At 29.7% G+C, this 19,829-nt stretch carries 21 protein-coding genes and 1 pseudogene; 10 read left to right on the top strand and 12 right to left on the bottom strand.

All coding sequences use genetic code 11. From position 1 onward, the window contains the following. Positions 1-171: 171 nt before the first annotated feature. Entirely contained in the window at positions 172-570 is a 399-nt protein-coding gene (locus tag JOP69_RS18635) for a thioesterase family protein (RefSeq protein ID WP_203394659.1), read from the top strand. 71 nt (positions 571-641) lie between these two features. On the opposite strand, the gene JOP69_RS18630 is transcribed toward JOP69_RS18635, so the two are convergent. From JOP69_RS18630 to JOP69_RS18600, 7 genes are all read right to left on the bottom strand, one after another. Next, positions 642-1,097, bottom strand: coding sequence for a BLUF domain-containing protein (locus JOP69_RS18630; RefSeq protein ID WP_203394660.1), 456 nt, complete (start codon positions 1,095-1,097; stop codon positions 642-644). Positions 1,098-1,447: 350 nt separating this feature from the next. Next, positions 1,448-2,722 carry a phosphopyruvate hydratase gene (eno, locus tag JOP69_RS18625; RefSeq protein WP_203394661.1) on the bottom strand — a complete coding sequence of 425 codons (1,275 nt, stop codon included), beginning with the start codon at positions 2,720-2,722 and terminating at the stop codon, positions 1,448-1,450. A 142-nt stretch (positions 2,723-2,864) separates the two neighbouring features. Then, positions 2,865-3,473, bottom strand: coding sequence for a YigZ family protein (locus tag JOP69_RS18620; protein WP_203394662.1), 609 nt, complete (start codon positions 3,471-3,473; stop codon positions 2,865-2,867). Position 3,474: 1 nt separating this feature from the next. After that, complete coding sequence (locus tag JOP69_RS18615; RefSeq protein ID WP_203394663.1) at positions 3,475-4,338, bottom strand: EamA family transporter; 864 nt, start codon at positions 4,336-4,338, stop codon at positions 3,475-3,477. Further along, the gene (locus JOP69_RS18610) at positions 4,335-4,946 is read right to left on the bottom strand and encodes an HAD-IA family hydrolase (protein ID WP_203394664.1); all 612 of its coding nucleotides are present in this window, start codon (positions 4,944-4,946) and stop codon (positions 4,335-4,337) included. The genes JOP69_RS18615 and JOP69_RS18610 overlap by 4 nt, the downstream gene beginning before the upstream one ends. Beyond that, complete coding sequence (gene ribD, locus JOP69_RS18605; RefSeq protein WP_203394737.1) at positions 4,939-6,012, bottom strand: bifunctional diaminohydroxyphosphoribosylaminopyrimidine deaminase/5-amino-6-(5-phosphoribosylamino)uracil reductase RibD; 1,074 nt, start codon at positions 6,010-6,012, stop codon at positions 4,939-4,941. The genes JOP69_RS18610 and ribD overlap by 8 nt, the downstream gene beginning before the upstream one ends. 3 nt (positions 6,013-6,015) lie before the next feature. Then, positions 6,016-6,474 (bottom strand): LEA type 2 family protein, encoded by a 459-nt coding sequence (locus JOP69_RS18600; protein WP_203394665.1) that lies wholly within the window; start codon positions 6,472-6,474, stop codon positions 6,016-6,018. 52 nt (positions 6,475-6,526) lie between these two features. Between JOP69_RS18600 and JOP69_RS18595 the strand changes: the two genes are divergently transcribed. From JOP69_RS18595 to prmC, 3 genes are read left to right on the top strand one after another with little or no spacing between them, the layout of a single operon-like run. Further along, positions 6,527-7,018: a GNAT family N-acetyltransferase gene (locus JOP69_RS18595; RefSeq protein WP_203394666.1), complete on the top strand. Its 492-nt coding sequence runs from the start codon at positions 6,527-6,529 to the stop codon at positions 7,016-7,018. 6 nt (positions 7,019-7,024) lie between these two features. Then, positions 7,025-8,446, top strand: a complete 1,422-nt coding sequence (cls, locus tag JOP69_RS18590; protein ID WP_203394738.1) for a cardiolipin synthase — start codon at positions 7,025-7,027, stop codon at positions 8,444-8,446. Between the two features lie 8 nt (positions 8,447-8,454). Further along, on the top strand, positions 8,455-9,318 hold the full coding sequence (prmC, locus tag JOP69_RS18585) for a peptide chain release factor N(5)-glutamine methyltransferase (RefSeq protein WP_203394667.1): 864 nt from the start codon (positions 8,455-8,457) through the stop codon (positions 9,316-9,318). A 25-nt stretch (positions 9,319-9,343) separates the two neighbouring features. Here the strand turns inward: prmC and JOP69_RS18580 are convergent, their stop codons facing one another. Continuing rightward, on the bottom strand, positions 9,344-10,675 hold the full coding sequence (locus JOP69_RS18580; RefSeq protein ID WP_203394668.1) for a sugar MFS transporter: 1,332 nt from the start codon (positions 10,673-10,675) through the stop codon (positions 9,344-9,346). Positions 10,676-10,787: 112 nt separating this feature from the next. Then, positions 10,788-11,623 (bottom strand): annotated as a pseudogene (locus JOP69_RS18575) (TIGR00266 family protein). Positions 11,624-11,909: 286 nt separating this feature from the next. Between JOP69_RS18575 and JOP69_RS18570 the strand changes: the two are divergent. Further along, positions 11,910-12,065 (top strand): hypothetical protein, encoded by a 156-nt coding sequence (locus JOP69_RS18570; RefSeq protein ID WP_203394669.1) that lies wholly within the window; start codon positions 11,910-11,912, stop codon positions 12,063-12,065. A 154-nt stretch (positions 12,066-12,219) separates the two neighbouring features. Here JOP69_RS18570 and JOP69_RS18565 read toward each other — a convergent pair whose 3' ends face one another. Further along, complete coding sequence (locus JOP69_RS18565) at positions 12,220-12,675, bottom strand: DUF4442 domain-containing protein (RefSeq protein ID WP_203394670.1); 456 nt, start codon at positions 12,673-12,675, stop codon at positions 12,220-12,222. A gap of 189 nt (positions 12,676-12,864) precedes the next feature. Between JOP69_RS18565 and JOP69_RS18560 the strand changes: the two genes are divergently transcribed. The 5 genes from JOP69_RS18560 (at position 12,865) to JOP69_RS18540 (ending at position 16,727) form a co-directional block, all read left to right on the top strand. Next, the gene (locus JOP69_RS18560) at positions 12,865-13,332 is read left to right on the top strand and encodes a DUF4870 domain-containing protein (RefSeq protein WP_252191150.1); all 468 of its coding nucleotides are present in this window, start codon (positions 12,865-12,867) and stop codon (positions 13,330-13,332) included. Positions 13,333-13,351: 19 nt separating this feature from the next. After that, positions 13,352-13,696 (top strand): PadR family transcriptional regulator, encoded by a 345-nt coding sequence (locus JOP69_RS18555; protein ID WP_203394672.1) that lies wholly within the window; start codon positions 13,352-13,354, stop codon positions 13,694-13,696. Then, the gene (locus tag JOP69_RS18550; protein WP_203394673.1) at positions 13,689-15,353 is read left to right on the top strand and encodes a PspC domain-containing protein; all 1,665 of its coding nucleotides are present in this window, start codon (positions 13,689-13,691) and stop codon (positions 15,351-15,353) included. The genes JOP69_RS18555 and JOP69_RS18550 overlap by 8 nt, the downstream gene beginning before the upstream one ends. A gap of 94 nt (positions 15,354-15,447) precedes the next feature. Next, entirely contained in the window at positions 15,448-16,173 is a 726-nt protein-coding gene (locus tag JOP69_RS18545) for a head GIN domain-containing protein (RefSeq protein WP_203394674.1), read from the top strand. Positions 16,174-16,202: 29 nt separating this feature from the next. Then, positions 16,203-16,727: a nuclear transport factor 2 family protein gene (locus JOP69_RS18540; protein WP_203394675.1), complete on the top strand. Its 525-nt coding sequence runs from the start codon at positions 16,203-16,205 to the stop codon at positions 16,725-16,727. Between the two features lie 276 nt (positions 16,728-17,003). On the opposite strand, the gene JOP69_RS18535 is transcribed toward JOP69_RS18540, so the two are convergent. After that, positions 17,004-17,771 carry a DUF6503 family protein gene (locus tag JOP69_RS18535; RefSeq protein ID WP_203394676.1) on the bottom strand — a complete coding sequence of 256 codons (768 nt, stop codon included), beginning with the start codon at positions 17,769-17,771 and terminating at the stop codon, positions 17,004-17,006. A 160-nt stretch (positions 17,772-17,931) separates the two neighbouring features. After that, positions 17,932-19,698 (bottom strand): ABC transporter ATP-binding protein, encoded by a 1,767-nt coding sequence (locus JOP69_RS18530; RefSeq protein WP_203394677.1) that lies wholly within the window; start codon positions 19,696-19,698, stop codon positions 17,932-17,934. Positions 19,699-19,829: the final 131 nt, after the last annotated feature.

Raw genomic sequence — 19,829 nt, 5'->3', positions numbered from 1 at the left:
TATAATTCTAGCTATTTTTTTTGTTAGTATTAGGGTTTAAAAAATGGCTTTTAACGCCTTTTTTAAGGTAGTACAAAAATGTGAATAAAATTCAGTATAAAAAAATCAATTTGCTATTGATTATTAACTATTTTTTACGTAGAATAGTAAAAAATATAAAATTTACATCTTTTGAAAAACTCATCTACGAAAACACGCATTCGATATTCTGAAACCGACCAAATGGGCGTTGTATATCATGGAAATTATGCTCAATTTTTTGAACTAGGACGCACCGAATGGCTACGTACCTTGGGGGTTACATACAAAGATATGGAATTAAGCGGGATAATGCTTCCTGTAATTTCTATAAATTTTAAATTTATTAAATCTGCCTTGTACGACGACGTTTTAACCATTAAAACTATTCTAAGGAAAAAGCCTATGGTTAAAATTGAGTTTGAATATGAAATTGTAAACCAAAATAATGAAATGATTTGTACAGGAAGTTCTGTTTTGGCTTTTTTAAACAGTAAAACAATGAAACCAACACGTTGTCCTGATTATTTACTAAAAAGTTTGGGCTATTAGTAATAATTTGAGTTAGAAACTTAAAGAAATCCTGTTATAGTTATAGTTGAATTTTCAAATTAAAAAGAAATTTAATTATTTTGATCTTCTTTATATCCATTTATTTGCTGATAAGTTAAATTATTATGCAAATAAGTGGCCACTTCAGGAAGTCGATTAATAAGTTCTTCAATTACTTTCGGATCGTTTAAACCACTAAGAACTCCAGGAATCATACTTAAAGAAGGGTCATCAAAATCGGCACAACCCATTGCCCAATTTAAAAACATCCGTTTACTCACAAAACGATCATCAATAATTTTAAATTCAGAATGCCTAGAATCTTTTTGCAAACGACTTAAAAGGTTGTTAAGGTCTTTTGGCTCTCCTTCAAGAATCTGAAGAAAATAACCATCCTTATGAATCAGCACTCCACTAATATTATCTATCGTATTATACGCTCTTGAATCGTGAAGTAAATCTAATAAATCTCGCTTATTAAACTTAATAGTGGCTTTACTTGAATAAACTATACGACGTAATTTCATGAAAATTGTAATTAAGTTTTATTGGAGTTATTATTTACTCTAAATTTTTATAAAGTTACATTATATTTTATTTACAATCAAACTAAATGTTATTAGAAAATCTTAATTTCAATCTTAAATAAATCATCAAAAATCATTTTAACAGACTGCTTTCAAAAGGAAATACAGCTTAATTTTTCCAAAAAATAAGCAATAAAACCAAACCTTTTTTTTATGAAATAAAAGGTTCTGAATTTTAAAAAAATAATAGATAACATATTTCATTAAAAATGGCAGTAAAAGTATACAAATATCAACCCCTGATAATTGTTGCCTTTACTGCCATTATTTACACAAAATAGTTATAGCTATTATTTCCAACGATATTCTGAACGACCGTTTAACTCGTGTTCAATTTCTAACAAACGATTGTATTTTGCAATACGTTCTCCACGACAAGCCGAACCAGATTTTAAATGACCTCCATCCATAGCAACTGCAAAATCTGCTAAAAAAGTATCTTCTGTTTCACCAGATCTATGAGATAAAAAATAACGCCAACCAGCTTCTTTACACATTCTAACTGCTTCTATCGTTTCTGTAACACTACCAATTTGGTTTAATTTTATCAATACAGAATTAGCTGTTTTTTTTGCAATTCCTTTTGTTATGTATTTTGTATTTGTAACAAAGATATCATCTCCAACTACTTCTATTTTATCTCCATATTTTTTTGTAAACTCAGCAAAACCATCCCAATCTCCTTCACATAATGGATCTTCCCATAAAATAATAGGATATTTATCTAACCATTCTCCAGACAAATTAATTAGCTCTTCACTAGACATTTCTCCTCTTCCAGACCAAAATAAATTATATTTATTATCAATATTTGGTGAAATAGAGTTTGCAGCACTATCTATAGCAATAGACAAATCTTTGCCTGGTTTATAACCCGCTTTATGTATCGCTTCAATAATTAATTCAATTGCAGCTTCATTACTATCACAATTTGGTGCAAAACCACCTTCATCTCCTACACTTGTAGCTAATCCTTTGTTTTTAAGTAACCCTTTTAATACATGAAACGTTTCTGCAACATAACGTAAACCTTCTTTAAAACTGGGTGCTCCGTGAGGCACTAACATAAACTCCTGAAAATCTACACTATTATCTGCATGTTCTCCTCCATTTAAAATATTCATACAAGGTACGGGAATCCTTACCGCATTTGGCCCACCTAAATAAGCATACAACGGTAAGTTTGCAGATATTGCTGCTGCTTTAGCTACCGCCATTGAAACTCCAAGAATAGCATTTGCACCTAATCTAGATTTATTATCAGTTCCATCTAATTCAATCATCGTATAATCAATATCTTTTTGATTAGATGCTGATTTTCCTATTAATGCTTTAGCAATTTCATTGTTTACGTTATCAACAGCTTTTTGAACTCCTTTTCCTTGATATCTTTCCTTATCTCCATCCCTTAGTTCTATAGCTTCATTTTCTCCTGTAGATGCTCCTGAAGGTACAGAGGAAAAAGCTTTGCTTCCATCTTCTAATTCTACATAAGTTCTAACGGTTGGGTTTCCTCTTGAATCTAAAATTTCTAAAGCGGAAATTGATTTGATAGTAGTTTTCATAATATATATATTAAAATATTTAATTTATTATTATGGCCTATTAAAAGTAGTTTATATCGCTTTTGTTTGAGTTTAAAAGCTTTTTAAAAGAATAGGTCGATACACAAAGTTATCACTTTCTAATGTTAAATCAAACACAAAATTATGCTAACATTTTTATATCAACTTTATACAAATTATCAAAAATAGTATAGATTGATTCTGACTCTTTTTTTCTTATAGAAATGGTGTATTCACAATTCATTTCTAATTTCTGATTGGTAATTTCAATATTTTTCTCTTTGATGATTCTTTGTACGGCATTCATCATATCGTACTCAAAAGTTAACTTATAATAAATATTGATGGTTTTCTCTAAAATATCAGCAGTTTCTAGAGTAATTTGTGCAGATGTTTTATAGGCAGAAATTAAGCCTCCAACACCTAGCTTTGTTCCTCCAAAATATCGAACAGAAACAATTAAAATATTGGTTACTTCAAAAGACTGAATTTGTCCATAGATAGGTAAACCTGCAGAATTGTTTGGTTCTCCATCATCATTTGCTCTAAACCTAATTTTTTCTATTCCTAATTGATAAGCATAACAGAAATGACGTGCAGAATGATGTTTCTTTTTCAACACTTCTAAATGTTCTTTTACATCCTCTTCTGATAAAACAGGAAAAGCATAGCCAAAAAATTTAGATCCTTTTTCTTTAAAAAGGGTTTCTTCGGATGATTTTTCTATTGTTTTATAAACGTCTTCTAACATATTAAGCAATGGTAACTAAGACAATTCCCAAAATTGCCAAAGCAACTCCTATTTTATTCTTTAAACTAAATTTTTCTTTAAATAAAAGTAATCCAACTAAAGTGGATACTACAACTACAGATACATTATTTATGGTAAATAAGGTAGAACTTTCAAATCCTGATGTTTGCATCGCTTTAATTAAAAATACAATTGTAAAATAATTCGGAATCCCCAAAACAATACCTGCAATTATATTTTTAATACCAAATGCTTCTCTCTTTTGAATGGTTTTAACTAATAAAATTAGCAATCCAAAAAAAGCTGCAAAACCAAATAAACTACCAGAAAAAAGAGCAGTTTCATTATTCTGAACAAAATTAACTTCCACAAACTTTAGAGTTGTATCAATTGCTCCAGAGCCAAAAAAGAGCAATATAGGAAACAATAACCCTGCTTTATTAAAAGTACTTCGCTCCTCTTTTACGGAAGCTAAATACACAGAAACTAGCGCAATTAAAATTCCTATAATTTTTAAATATGTTACAGATTCATCATATAGTAAAACACCAAAAACTACCGGAATAACTACAGACATTTTACCTGCAACAGAAGCCACTGAAACGCCATTTTGCTGCGCTGTATTTGCCATTACAAAAAAGATAGCAACAAATAATGCTCCTAAAACAATAGCTCCAAAAAACCATGGTTTCTCAGGAATCTCATTAATAGAAAATGTAATTTCAGACAAACCGAAACCAAAAGCGAAAGCAACCAAATAATTAACAACAATTGCTTTTAAAGTGTCAATTTTATAAATATCAAAATATTTAAATATGACAAATAGTGAGGTTGAAAAAAGAATGCTAAAAATTAAATAAATCAAAATAAATTTTCCTTTTTAGTAAACAATTCTGTTACCTCTTCTTCTCCAGGAATTAAATTCCAAGTATGAATTCCTATGGTATTTGCGGAGTCTGTATTTTGTTTTGTATCATCTATAAAAAGAGTTTCTTCTGCAATTAAATTATTTTCATTCAACACAAATTCATAGATATCCACGTTTGGTTTTCTTAAATGAATTTCATGTGTTAAATAAAATTGTTCGAAACAATTTTTAAAGGAATTATAGAACTCCATACCAAATTCATTTTTAACCCAAGAAATATGTAAATCATTGGTATTACTCAATAAAAACAAACGATATTTTTTACTTTTTGCTAATTCCTGAATAAAATTTAATCGTTTTTTTGGAAAATCTAATAGAATAGAATTCCAAGCTTCTACAAATTTTTCTTTTGGAACATTCAATTTTGTTTCAAAAAAAGCAACAAATTCTTCCGTAAAAATCATTCCCATTTCATACTCATTCAAAATAGGTAGATTAGCTTCAGATTCTTGTGAAATACCCAAATCTTGTAACTCTTTTGCAAAACGTTTTTTATCTAAATTGATAAAAATATCGCCAAAATCGAAAATGATGTTTTTAATCATTTGTATATATTTTTAAAACATCTGTTTTGATGTTTAGTTCTTCTTTAACTACTTTATTAAAAATAGGTGCCTTCACTCCTACTTCAAATTTAGTTTCACCAACAAAAACACGCGCTTCATCCCAAAGATTTTCATCAATAAAGGTTTGTAAAGTTTGTGTTCCTCCTTCAATAATTACAGACTGAATTTGGTGTTTTTGTAAAACTTCGCAGATTTGTTGGGCTAGATTATTTTCAAAATTAATTGCTTCAAAAATAATTTTATTTACATTTTCAAGGGGTTGAAACCCCTTGCTATTCAGTTCAAATTTTTTATGATCACAAATAACAATCGTCTTTACACTTCCGTCTAAAACATTGCTGTCTTGCGGAATTCTCAAAGAACGATCTAAAACAATTCTCACAGGATTTTGCCCAGACCAACTCCTCACATTTAACTTCGGATTATCCGCAATAACCGTGTTAGTCCCTACTAAAATTGCGTGTTCTTGCGCTCTCCATTTATGAACTAATTGTTGAGAATATGTGTTAGAAATCCAAACTGGTTTCTGCTCATCTTTTGTTAAAGGAGCAACAAAACCATCTTTAGTTTGTGCCCATTTTAAAATAATATAAGGTCTTTTTTTATTCTGAACTGTAAAAAAACGTTTGTGATGTGCTTTACATTCTTCTTCTAAAACACCAACAGTAACATTAATCCCTGCATTTATAAGACGTTCAATTCCTTTACCAGCCACCAAACTATTAGAATCTACACAACCAATAACTACATTTTTAAATTGATGTTTTACAATTAAATCTGCACAAGGCGGTGTTTTACCAAAATGAGAACAAGGCTCTAAGGTTACATAAATTGTAGCCTTTTTTAAAAGTGATTTATCTTTTACCGCATTAATTGCATTTACTTCGGCATGACTTCCTCCGTAAGGAGATGTAAAACCTTCTCCAATAATTTTATTTTGATATACCACAACTGCACCAACAGAAGGGTTTGGACGTGCAGAACCAATTCCATTTTTGGCAATTTGCAAACAACGTGATATGTAATTTTTATGATCGATAACTATAAATTAAAATTTAATTTCCTGAATTTCATCCACAGGATACACACTAGAATATCCAAAAACTTTGTATTTTATATCTCCCTTAAATTGCACCTTTATAGACTTATTTAAGAACGAATTTAATAAGCCGCCTAATATTCCGTTTTTGTTATTATCAAATATTTTTTTAGCAGGAATAATCACCGTTAAAGGAATAGAGAATTCTTTTCTTGCAGGCACCTCAAATTCTTCTGATGAAACTTGCGCTACTTCTGCTCCGTTTACAATTACCTTTATTTCATCCGTAGAAATTTTACCACCAACATCATTAGGGTTTTCAAAAAAAGCAGCAGCTTTTAAACGAATAGTGTCTCCTCTAAAAGAAGATACTTTTACGTTATCTACCTTTATAAAAATGGGTTGTTCTTTTACAGAACAGCTTATAATTAGTGTAAATAAAAGTATAAAATATAAAAGTTTTTTCATCTTAATTCTTTAAAAATTTAGGTAAATTGCTCTTGCAAAAATACAGTAATAAATGACAAGTACAGATTTTATCATTAGAGAAATTCAGCCTAAAGACAATGCACAAATGGCAGTTGTAATTAGAGAGGTTCTTATGGAAATGGGAGCTCCTAAAATAGGAACTGCTTACGAGGACAAAGCTACTGATAAAATGTTTGAAAATTTTGAAAAACCCACCTCTTTTTATTATGTGATAGAGCTTAATAAAAAGATTGTTGGCGGAGCAGGAATTGCCCAATTAGATAATTATGAAGGCAACACTAGCGAGCTTCAAAAAATGTATTTCTTACCAATAACAAGAGGAAAAGGTTTAGGCTCTAAATTGATAACTACTTGCTTAGAAAAAGCAAAAACATTAGGTTTTGAAAACTGTTATTTAGAAACCATGCCTTATATGAGTGCTGCGCAAGCATTGTATAAAAAAAATGGATTTGTAAACCTAGATAAACCATTAGGTAATACAGGTCATTATTCTTGCCCTGTTTGGATGCTAAAAAAATTATAACCTTTGATGTACTCTGTTCTTTTATCAATTCACCTTTTACTATTTAGTTGGGCTTTCTACAACATCTTATATTTTGGTACAAAGCCATCGAAATCATTAAGCTGGATGTTAATTACATTTCTATTTCCTTTTTTAGGTGTTTTTGCTTTTATTCTATTCGGAATTAACAGAAGAAAAATAAAATACTTTGAACTTAAAGAAACGAAGAAAAGAAAAAAACATCTTCAAGAGCATCTTCAAAATAAAAATAACAAAAACGTACACACACTTAAAGAAAAAAAAGCTTCTAAAATATCTAACTTAGTTTTTAATAATGTAAACTTCCCCTTACAATTAAACAATGATGTTGTTGTCTTAAAAAACGGAAAAGAAACATTTGAAGCGCTTTATAAAGCTATTAAAAACGCTAAATATTTTATTCATTTACAATATTACATCATTGAAAATGGAAAAATTTTCAATGATATTATTACCTTATTAGAGCAAAAAAGAAAAGAAAATGTAGAAGTACGTATTTTATACGATTCTTTCGGAAGCTTTAACTTAAAAAAGAAAACCAAACAAAAACTTAAGAATATAGGCGTAGAAATATACCCAGAAACTCCTTTTAAATTTGGAAGTTTTCTCTTCTCTTTAAATTATAGAAACCATAGAAAAATTGCAGTTATAGATAATGAAATTGGTTTTACAGGTGGCGTAAATATTTCTGATGAATACATAACAAAAGACACTAATTTAGGCATTTGGCAAGACACTCATGTACAAATATCAGGTACTGCTGTAACCAATTTACACCACACATTTTTAAAAGATTATTACTACGCAACAAACATTGATTTAAATCTAATAGAAAAATACAACAAGACTTATAACGCAAATGGAAACACTAAATTACAAATTGTTTCTAGCGGACCAGATTATGAACAACCCGTTGTAATGCAACAATATTTAAGTCTCATTAATTCAGCAGAAAAAAGTATTTGTGTTTTAAACCCTTATTTTATTCCTACTTACGCTATTTTAGAAGCTTTTAAAATTGCGGCTTTAAGCGGCGTAAAAGTAACCTTGTTATTACCTAAAGTAACCGATTCTAAAATTGCAACATACGGTATGTATTCTTTTTTTGAAAGCTTATTAAAAGCCGGAGTAACTATTTATTTAAGAGACGATTTCTCGCACAGTAAAGTTATATTTATTGATGATGAAATTACTTCTATTGGTTCTACAAACTTTGATTGTAGAAGCTTTGAACACAATTATGAATTAAATGCACTAATTTTTGACAAAGAAATAACTTCAGAAATTTCTAATGAATTTAACGAAAGAATAAAATTAGCCACAAAAGTAAATCTAGAAGACTTCTTAAACAGATCTATCAAACAAAAAACATTTGAACGTTTGGCAAGATTTTTAAGCCCTTTATTATAATAATATTTATGACACTTCAGAATTTTCGTATTTTTTTTAATAGTGAATTATCAACTATGTATCCAAAAACAGAAATTGATTCTTTCTTTTTTTTGTTGATAGAAGCAAAACTAAACCTACAAAGAATTGATACCGTATTAAAACCTGATTTTTTAATTGATACAGAAATTTTATCAGTATTAAAAAGCATTACAAAAAGACTTCAAAAAGAAGAACCTATTCAGTATATTTTAGGTGAAACGGAGTTTTATGGATTGCCTTTTTTGGTGGATAAAAACACCTTAATACCAAGACCAGAAACCGAAGAATTAGTGGAGTGGATTATCAATGAGATTCAAGAATTAAAAATTAAGAATCAAGACAAAAAACTAAAAATTCTGGATATTGGTACTGGTTCTGGTTGTATACCTATTTCTTTAGCTAAGAACCTAAATAACGTTTCTATTTCTGCTATTGATATTTCTAAAAAAGCTTTAAAAGTAGCAACTCAAAATGCAATTTTAAATAAAGTTAACATTACTTTCTTAGAAATAGATATTTTAAAAGCAAAAGAATTACCGCAACAATATGATGTTATAATTTCTAATCCGCCTTATGTTAGAGAATTAGAAAAGGTAGAAATCAATAATAATGTATTACAAAACGAACCACATTTAGCACTATTTGTCGCTGATGAAAACCCGTTAATTTTCTATAAAAAAATTGCAGACCTAGCTAAACAACATCTTACTAAAAACGGATTGTTATTTTTTGAAATCAATCAATATCTTGGAAAAGGAACCGTTGAAATGCTTCATGAAAAAGGTTTCCAAAACATAGCATTAAAGAAAGACCTATTTGGTAATGATAGAATGATAAAAGCAAATATCTAAAACAAGTTTTCTATTATTTAAAAATCTATCCTTTTTTTAAACCTACTTTATGTCCTCCAAAAGCATAATAAAGAATAATGAGGTAACATGGCAATAAAATCCAATATCCAAAAGAAGAAGCTTCTGCCAAAGCATTTACTTCACTTGCTCCCGACACGATTAAATCTTCTTTTTTAATATCTACAATAAAACCATATAAAGGAGGAATAATTGCTCCACCAGAAATGGCCATAATTAATAACGCAGAGCCTCTTTCTGTAAATTTACCTAAACCCGTTAATGCTAATGGCCAAATTGCAGGCCAAACTAACGCATTTGCAATTCCTAAAGCTGCTACAAAAAGTACAGAAGTAAATCCGGTAGAAAACACAATACAAAATGATAATATAATTCCTAAAAAAGCACTAGCTTTTAAAGCTAAAGATTGACTTATATATTTCGGAATTAAAAAGACGCCTAATGCATATGTAGCAACCATTGCCATTAAGGTATATGTTGTAAAAAACTTAGCCTCTTCTACAGGTATATTTAAAGAAATACCGTAAGAAATAATAGTATCTCCGGCAATTACCTCTACTCCTACATATACAAACAATGCTAAAACACCTAACCATAAATGTGGAAATTGAAAGATACTTGTTTTTGCTTTTTCTCCAGTTTCTGAAGCTTCTATAGGAGCTGCTTCTACATGAGGCAAAGGTGCTTTTCTTATTAAAACTCCTAATAAAAATAGCACAAGGGCCATTATAATATAAGGAGTAACAACACTATCTGCCATGGTGTTTAATAAATTTGACTTCTCAACTTCATCAACAACCATTAATTTTTCTTTAATCCCTTTTATTCCTGATAATAAAATTGCTCCAAAGATTACAGATCCTAAAGATCCTGCAATTTTGTTAGCAATTCCCATAATTGCAATTCGTTTTGCAGCACTTTCAATTGGACCTAAAATAGTAATGTAAGGATTAGATGCCGTTTGTAATAAAGTCATGCCAATACCTTGTATAAAAATGGCTGTTAAAAACATCCAATACGTTCTTGCTTCAGCCGCAGGTATAAACAATAAAGCACCAATTGCCATTACAATTAAGCCTAAAGACATTCCTTTTTTATATCCTATTTTATTGATAATGTAAGAGGCTGGTAAAGCCATTACCACAAAAGAAATATAAGAGGCTGATGCCACAAAATATGATTGTGCGTCTGTAAGTTCGTTTATGGTTTTCATAAACGGAATTAATGCTCCATTAATCCAAGTTACAAACCCAAAAATAAAGAACAAACCCGCAATAATTATGATAGGTACAAGTGTATTATTTTTTAGTTTGGTTTGTGATTGCACTGTATTAGACATAGAAGATATATTTTTATAGTTTATAAAAAAATGAAATATACGTAAATTCAGATATTTCATTCGTATTATAAGCTATAAATATCCTCAAAAAAACTAGCTGAATTTTTTATTTTTAAAAACGATTATCTCCATCCAATAAATCTCCTAGTCCTCCTAAAACACTTCCTTCTCCTCTAGTACCACTTCCAGATCTTGGCGCCATAGAAAGTACTCTACCTGCTAATCTACTAAATGGTAAAGATTGTATATACACGGTTCCTGGTCCGCGTAAAGAAGCAAAGAACATTCCTTCTCCTCCAAAAACAGTATTTTTTATACCACCAACAAACTCAATATCATACGCTATATCTTGTGTAAAACCAACAATACAACCGGTATCTACTTTTAAAATTTCACCGGGTTGTAATACTTTTTTTGCCATGGTTCCCCCAGCGTGAATAAAGCCTAAACCATCACCTTCCATTTTTTGCATGATAAAACCTTCGCCACCAAACAAACCTCTCCCTAGTTTTTTAGAAAATTCTATTCCTATAGAAACGCCCTTTGCAGCGCATAAAAAAGCATCTTTCTGACAAATAAATTTCCCGCCAAACTCCGTTAAATCTATAGGTATAATTTTTCCAGGATATGGAGACGCAAATGAAATTTGTTTTTTCCAAAGCCATCATTGGTAAAAACCGTCATAAATAAACTTTCGCCGGTTAAAATTCTTTTTCCTGCCGAAAATATCTTTCCTAACAAGCCTGTATCTTGATTAGAACCATCTCCTAAAATAGTATTCATTTTAATATTGTCATCCATCATCATAAAAGTTCCTGCTTCTGCAACAACACCTTCTTGTGGATCTAACTCTATTTCTACAAATTGCATTTCTTCTCCAAAGATTTTATAATCTATTTCGTGTGCATTTCTATTTGATGAATTTTGTGAAATTTTATCTTGAAACATAATCTCTTTTTTTAAGGGTTGTACATATTAGAAGGTTTAAGTCTCTTTTTGTTACAGCAATAATTACGTTAATTTAAAATTTGACGAATTTTAGGTTAACTCCTAAACGATTTTAATTTCTTATTTATATTAATTTATTTTCTGTATTATTATAAAGTTAATTTGAACACTCTACATATAACATAAAATTAACTCGTAGATCTTATTCTGATTTCACTAAAATATTACTTTTGATGTATAGTAAATGAAACTATATTTTATCTATTAATTAAAAAAATAAATAATTATGAAATATTTATCTCCAGAAATAGAAGCTTTTTACAAGAAATTTGAAACTTCAAAATCATTAGCACGTACAAATGTATCTTGCGGAATTTTTCAAGATTGTGATTATAATGAAGAAAGACCTGAATTATACAAAAAGAAAGATTATATTGAATAAACATCAAAACGATGGATTAAATTCGTTTCTTTTCCCTGACTAATTCAATATAAAATAGAATCGTAACTTAGGCTATGATTCAATTTTATATTTCTTATGAAGAAAAAATAATTCAATTTTAGTATCAATCATTTTAAAATTGATTTGGTGTCATCTATTTCTTTACGCGTAAACTCCAATGGAATTGAAACCTAGAAACCACCACTCCATCTTTATTTTTTCCTTCGGATGTTAAAACAATAACTTGCCCTTCTCCCGTTTTAATGGATTCTTGAATTGCTTCTCTAATTTCAGTCCCTCCTTTACAAGAAAAAAGAATTCTTCCTGTAGCTTTTTTAAAAAACTCCGCTTCCTGTTTTGTAACTAGCATCGAAACTTTTACTTTAGAATCGTGTATTGCCTTCATCACCAAAACACCGGTTGGCATTTCTGCCGCCATACCTTGTGCTGCCCAAAACATACTTCTAAACGGATTTTGATTCATCCATCTATGTTTTATAGAAACCACCACTTCTGCATCTGTAATACTACGTACTCTTACTCCTCCTAAATATGCTAAAGGGAGTTTTACAAGGTTAAAAAGGTTCACTTTTTTGGGCGTAAATTTCATTATAAAAGTTTAAATAATTTTAACAAGATATCTTATCGATCACAAGATAGTTAAAAAAAACGGAACCTAAACTCAATAAAAACAAAGGGTACAAGACTTTTTGATTGCATTTTTATCAAAAACATTAATGTTAAATAAATGTTAATTATAGTACTATGCATTACATGATACCTTCTTAAAGATATATATTTGCATAAGAAAGTATTATATAGTTTAGAAAACATGAAACAAAATAATGAAAACACCAATGCCTTTTTAATACATATTTCTGCATTCGCAGGATTTATATTTCCATTTGGTAATATAATTACACCATTAATTGCATGGCAAACATTAAAAGATAGAAGTAAATTTTTAGATGAACAAGGCAAAGAAGCTATCAATTTTAACATCAGTTATTCTTTGTATATTTTTATTTTGACTTTATCTTTTATTCCTGTTTTTATTGGTTCTATTTTTAGAAACTTCGATAATTTTGACAACTTTAATCATATAGATTTCAATTTTGATGCTTCTAATTTATTCGGAGTTTTTGGTATTGCATCTCTTGCAGGAATTGTAGGTATCATTAAAATTGCATTGATAATTATAGCCGCATTAAAAGCTAAAGAAGGAGAAAATTATAAATATCCTTTCACTATAAAATTTATTAAATAATCATTTAAAACCACAATAAATGAAGATAGAAAACACAAAAGCACAAATGCGAAAAGGTGTTTTAGAGTATTGCATTTTATCCATCCTAAAAAATGGTGATGCCTATACTTCTGAAATTCTTAAAACGCTAAAAAGTGCTGAAATGATTGTGGTTGAAGGCACCATATATCCCTTATTAACCCGTTTAAAAAATGCAGGATTATTAACCTATAGATGGGAAGAATCAACCTCTGGACCACCAAGAAAGTATTATGTTTTAACAGAAAACGGCGGCATGTTTATAAAAGAATTAGACAAAACATGGAGCAATTTAGTAAGCGCAGTAAACCAAGTAATCAGCAAAAAACCAACTACAAATGAATAAGACAATCAACATAAATTTAGGCGGATTTTTCTTCCACATAGATGAAGTTGCCTATCAGAAATTAAAACGATATCTAGAGTCTATTTCTAGATCGTTAAGCGATGATCCGCAAGGAAAAAACGAAATCATTGCAGATATAGAAGCGCGTATTAGCGAATTGTTATCAGAAAAAATAACAGACGAAAGACAGGTTATTAATGAAGGTGATATAGAAGATATCATTAAAATTATGGGACAACCAGAAGATTATGCAGGCGCTGAAGAAGAATATAGTGATGCTAGTTATTCTTACAATAGAAATAACACTACCGGAAAAAAATTATTTAGAGATGGTGAGGATAAATTTTTAGGTGGAGTTGCTTCTGGTATTGCCCATTATTTTGATGTTGATACGATTTGGATTCGTCTTGGTTTATTAGCACTTTTCTTTGGTGCTGGTTTTGGAGTAATCTTATACATTATCCTTTGGATTTTATTACCAGAAGCTAAAACCACTGCAGAGAAACTTCAAATGGAAGGAGAACCTGTAAACATCGATAACATCGAAAAAAAGATTCGTGAAGAGTTTACAAATGTTTCAGAAAATGTAGCCGATTTTGCAAATAAAGCTTCAGAGAAATTTAAAGATGGTGCCAATGAGTTTTCAGAAAAAATGAATCAGACTTTTTCGGGAAAGACCAAAAAAAATAACGGATTACAAGATTTCATCAACACCATAGGCAAGATTATTCTTGTACTTTTTAAAGTGATTGGTAAGTTTATTGGAATTCTACTAGTATTTATTGCTGGTGCGGTTATTTTATCACTAATTATTGGTGGGTTTTCAGTTGGGAGTTTAGAAATTTTAAATGTGAACGGAGAGTTTTTACAATATCCACCATTTTTCTATGATGCAATTTTACCTAAGTGGGTATTAACACTTGCAGCATTTTTACTAATTGGTATTCCTTTTTTAATCTTATTTGTTTTAGGATTAAGAATTTTATCTAGTAGTGTAAAACAAATTAGTAAACCAACCTCATTATCACTTTTAGGTATTTGGGTAATCGCTTTACTTACCATGGTTTTTACAGGAATAGAATACGGAACCTCGCATGTAAATGACGGTCAGTTTGTAAAGAAAACAGCTTTAAATATTATGGAAAGTGATACCATCACCTTAAAAATGATCAATGATGATGAAATTTATTACAGACATAATTTAAGAAGAACTTCTCGTAAACAGGAAGTTGAAATAGATGGAATAAACAAAATATACTCTAATAATATTGGTGTGGATGTTAAAAAAAGCAATTCTAATGAAGGGTACATTATTCTTCAAAAAGAATCTTCTGGAAAAACTAGAAATAGCGCAAATAAGAATGCTGAAAAAATTGAATATAAATTCGAAATCATCAATAATACCATAGTTTTAGATGCTTATTACCTATCTGACTTTAAAAATATTTGGAAAGATGAAGAAATTAAGATCACAGTTTATATTCCAAAAGGAAACACTGTTTATTTTGATCATTCTACAAAAAACTTTTTAGATGATGTAAAAAATGAAACAGATATCTATGACAAGGACATGGTGAATCATCACTTTAAAATGACCAATGAAACCTTACAATGTACAGATTGTATAAATGAAGAAGATCTTGAAGAAGTAATTTAATACAATTCAGACTTAAAAACCAACAATTGAGTAACCAACTTTTGATTGTAAAGGTCTATTCATAGACTTTTACAATCTAATTAAAACCAAACTCATGAAAAATTCAGTTTCAAAAATTATCGCAATTCTATTTATAACAACTCTTTTTACATCTTGTAATGTAGACATGATGAATAGAGTTAGCGGAAATAAAAATGTAATTACCAAAACAAGAAAAATTGCAGATCAATTTACTGGAATAAAAGTAAGTACAGGTCTAGATGTCTACATAACCCAAGGTTCTAAGAATAAAGTGACTATAGAAGCTGATGAAAACTTACACGATATTATTATTACGGAAGTTAAAGATGGCATATTAAAAGTATATGCTGAAAAAGGAATCTGGAGAGCAGCAGCCAAAAAGGTACATGTTACCCTTAAAGATTTAACGCTTTTAAGAGCTACAAGTGGAAGTGATGTGTATGGGAAAGGAATTATAAATACGGATGAAATTTCTATTTCGGCTACAAGTGGTGCAGATATAAACATAAAAGTAGACGCCACAAGTGTAGCAACCAATTCTACAAGCGGTTCTGACATTCATATTTCTGGAAATACAATCAATCATACTTCTAACGCAACAAGCGGAAGTTCTATTGATGCATATGAATTAGAAAGTGAAAACACTATAGCAAAAGTAACTAGTGGAGCTGATATTAATATTTATGCATCAAAAAAATTAGAAGCAAAAGCAACAAGTGGTGGCGATATTGATTTTAAAGGAAACCCAAAATCAATCGATAAAAAAACTACTTCTGGCGGAAGTATTTCTAAGAAATAAGCAACTTTAATAAATTAAGCAACCAAACTATGGACTCTTTTTTAGAACCTTTTAGAAAATCAATTTTAATAAAAGTATTACTATTTTTAGCCATGTTGTTTTACAACTTTGTTTTAAATGCACAAGTTGATACAAATTCAAACTTGTTTAAAACATTAAAATCTAAAGACAGTATTCTATTTGAAAGAGCATTTAACAATTGTGAAATTGAAAAACTAAGCCCAATTATAGCTGATAATTTTGAGTTTTATCATGATGTTTCTGGTATCCAAAATAAAGAACAATTTATGGAAGTTATTAAAAAGAATCTTTGTACCAATCCAGGAAACAACACCAGACAACTGGTTGCTAATTCTTTAGAAGTACATCCATTAAATAATAATGGCGTTATTTATGGTGCTATTCAAAAAGGGAAACACACGTTTCAACAAAAACAAAAAGGTGTTTTAAAAACTGTTGGAATTGCAGATTTTACACACCTTTGGATTTTAAAAAATAAGATTTGGAAATTAAAAAGGGTATTGAGTTATAATCATAAACCTTATACCAAATGAATTTTAAAATGATTGATAGTAAATTTGAATTATTTTTTCTTAATATGAAACAGAAAATCTAATCATAGCCTTAGTTACGATTCTATTTTATGTTGAAATATTAAGGTAAAAGAAACGAATTTAATCAGTCATTTTGATGTTTATTTGGTATTACTCCGAATAAAAATATATTAGAAAGCTAACTTCTAATATTTATACTAATACTTGGTTTTATTAGTTTACTTTGTAAGTCGTCGTTTTGTAAAAAACGACGCTTACTTTTTTATATACTATAATTTATTTTACTGGCTTTTCAAAAAATGAATCTGATATATTATTTTTACTGATTGCTGCATCTGTAAATACGACAGCAGGTCTTGCTGGTTCTGTAGGCACTCCGTTTTCATCGACTTTAAACCAAGTCAATTCAGAAGGTAAAATCAATCCGTTTACGCCGGTCCATTTACCATATTTTATGATATTAAATTTATCACTTCGTTTTTTAGACATAAATGTAGCTGTGTAAGCCAACCATTCCATTTGATACGTTTCTGCATTAAAATACAACTTGTAATTATCATCAGGAGAACTCCCAACATTAGAATTAAAAGACATTTTATAACCAGGATAATCTACACCATCAAAAGTTAAAGGTGCAATTTTCTCATATGTAATTCCTTTATCCGCTAACACAAAAGGCATTGCATAAAAATAGAAGAATAAATTGTGATAAAATGCAGGATTCCCTTTAAAAGTTCCTTCTTCTGCTTCGTCTAACCAAACATTTTTTCCGTCGAAACCAACAGCATAATTAGGTGCTTTAATTACATTTATTCGAGATTGTAAATCAATCGTATACACTTCTTCTCCTTTTTTAAAGGATAAAATTTCTGCATTTCTCCAAGTATCAATTCCTCCGTGAGCTTCAAAAACTTTTCCTAACTCATCCGGAAAACTTTCTTTTTTAACTTCAACTTTATGTTCTGATTCTTTAACCTTTTTTTTAGATTCATTATTACAAGAAATTGCAATGACTACAATTAACAATAAAAGTACTTTTTTCATAATTCGATTATATATTTAAATTCGATAATTTAGAAAGTCGTTTTTTACAAATTATCATTACAAAAAATAAAATCCTAATTAAAGAAATAATATTTATGCAAAAAAATCCCGCAAAAAAGCGGGATTAGTTCAATTAAGAATTTTTAAAAATTAATTTTTACTAAATTTTAGATTGATACGTATACAAGTCATAATACCTACCTTGTTTGGCAATCAACTCATCATGGGTTCCTCTTTCTGCAATACTACCCGCTTCTATCACTAAAATCTGGTCTGCTTTTTTAATAGTACTCAACCTGTGAGCAATAACAATGGTAGTTCTATCTTTTACCAATTCAGACAAACTTTTCTGAATTAAAGATTCACTTTCGGTATCTAAACTAGACGTTGCTTCATCTAAAATAATAATTTTTGGGTCTGCCAAAATAGCTCTCGCAATTGCCAAACGCTGACGCTGACCTCCAGATAGCTTCACTCCTCTTTCTCCTATTAACGTATCTAAACCATCCTCAAAACGGTCTGTAAATTCGTTTACATACGCAGCTTTTACAGCATTTTGTAATTCGGCTTCTGTAGCATTTGGTCTTGGAAACATAATATTTTCTTTTATGCTTCCTTCAAACAAAAATTCATCCTGTAAAACAACACCTAAGTTTTTTCTATAACTAGATAAATTAACTTTAGACATGTCTTGATTGTCCACAGTAATTGTACCTGATTTAGGATTTAAAAAGGTAGCAGATAAACCTGCAATGGTCGATTTCCCCGAACCTGAACTTCCCACTAAAGCAGTTACAGAACCAGAAGGTACTTTAAAGTTAATATTATTCAGTACTTCTTTCCCCTCTTCATACGCAAAAGAAACATCATCAAAAACAATCTCTCCTTTAATCTTTTCTAAGACTATTGTTCTTTCTTCATCATCTTCTTCCGCAGTCATATTCATTAACTCTTCCGTTCTATCTAAACCTGCCAGCGCTTCGGTTAACTGACTACCAATATTGCTCATTTGTACAATTGGTGCCACCATAAATGCTAATAAAAATGTAAACTGAATAAAATCTCCAAAGGTCATAGTACCTTGAATCATATAATAACCTCCAATTCCCATCACTCCGGTAGTTGCCAAACCTATTAAAAAGGTTGAAGAACTGGTCATGATAGCAGTTGCCGTCATACTTTTTTTAACATTTATAAAAATATCCTCAACACCTTTTTCGAATACTTTACTTTCTTGGTCCTCGGCATTAAAGGCTTTAATTACTCGGATACCCGCTAACGTTTCTGTTAAACGTCCTTTTACTTCTGCATTAATTTTTCCTCTTGCCCTAAATATCGGGCGAATGTATTTGAAAGATTTTAAGGCAATAATTCCGAATATTGACAGAGGCACAAAGGTAAAAACCGTCATCCAAACATTCATTCTTAACAAAATAACTAAGGTTAAGATTGCCGTAAATGAACCTCCAATTAATTGTACCAAACCAGTACCAATTAAGTTTCTAACCCCTTCTACATCACTCATAATTCTAGAAACTAAAGCACCAGATTTTTGATTATCAAAAAAACTGATTGGCAAAGACAAAACTTTCTTCTGTACTTGCGCTCTTAGTTCTGATATTAAATATTGTGCCTGAATGCTCAAAACTTTTGTCAATAAAAAAGAAGTAATTGCTTGCACTAAAATAGCTCCTATTACAATAAATATTAAGTTGTATAAATGACTATAATCTTTATTAGGAATAACTTCGTCTAACAATACTTTGCTCTGCATTGGTAAAACAAACCCAGATAAACTTCTAATAATTATTAATATCAAACCTAAAAACACCAAGTTTCTTCTTGGCCAAATAATGGTTTTAAAAGCTTGTTTTAAGGTTACTTTGGGTTTAGATTTATCTTTTTTAGATTCTTTATAATGTTGCATAATATATTTTAAAATGTAGATACTAGTAATTGTCAATTTATATGCCATTGAGTGGAAGTCTGACATATTTACAAAGTTACAACAAACAAAATTTGCTGTCTAAAAAGTAATAAACATTGTTATGCTAAACT

Source organism: Polaribacter sp. Q13, from assembly GCF_016858305.2.
Taxonomy (GTDB): domain Bacteria; phylum Bacteroidota; class Bacteroidia; order Flavobacteriales; family Flavobacteriaceae; genus Polaribacter.
The sequence above is the reverse complement of the archived record's forward strand: the minus strand, read 5'-3'. Positions and strand labels throughout refer to the sequence as shown.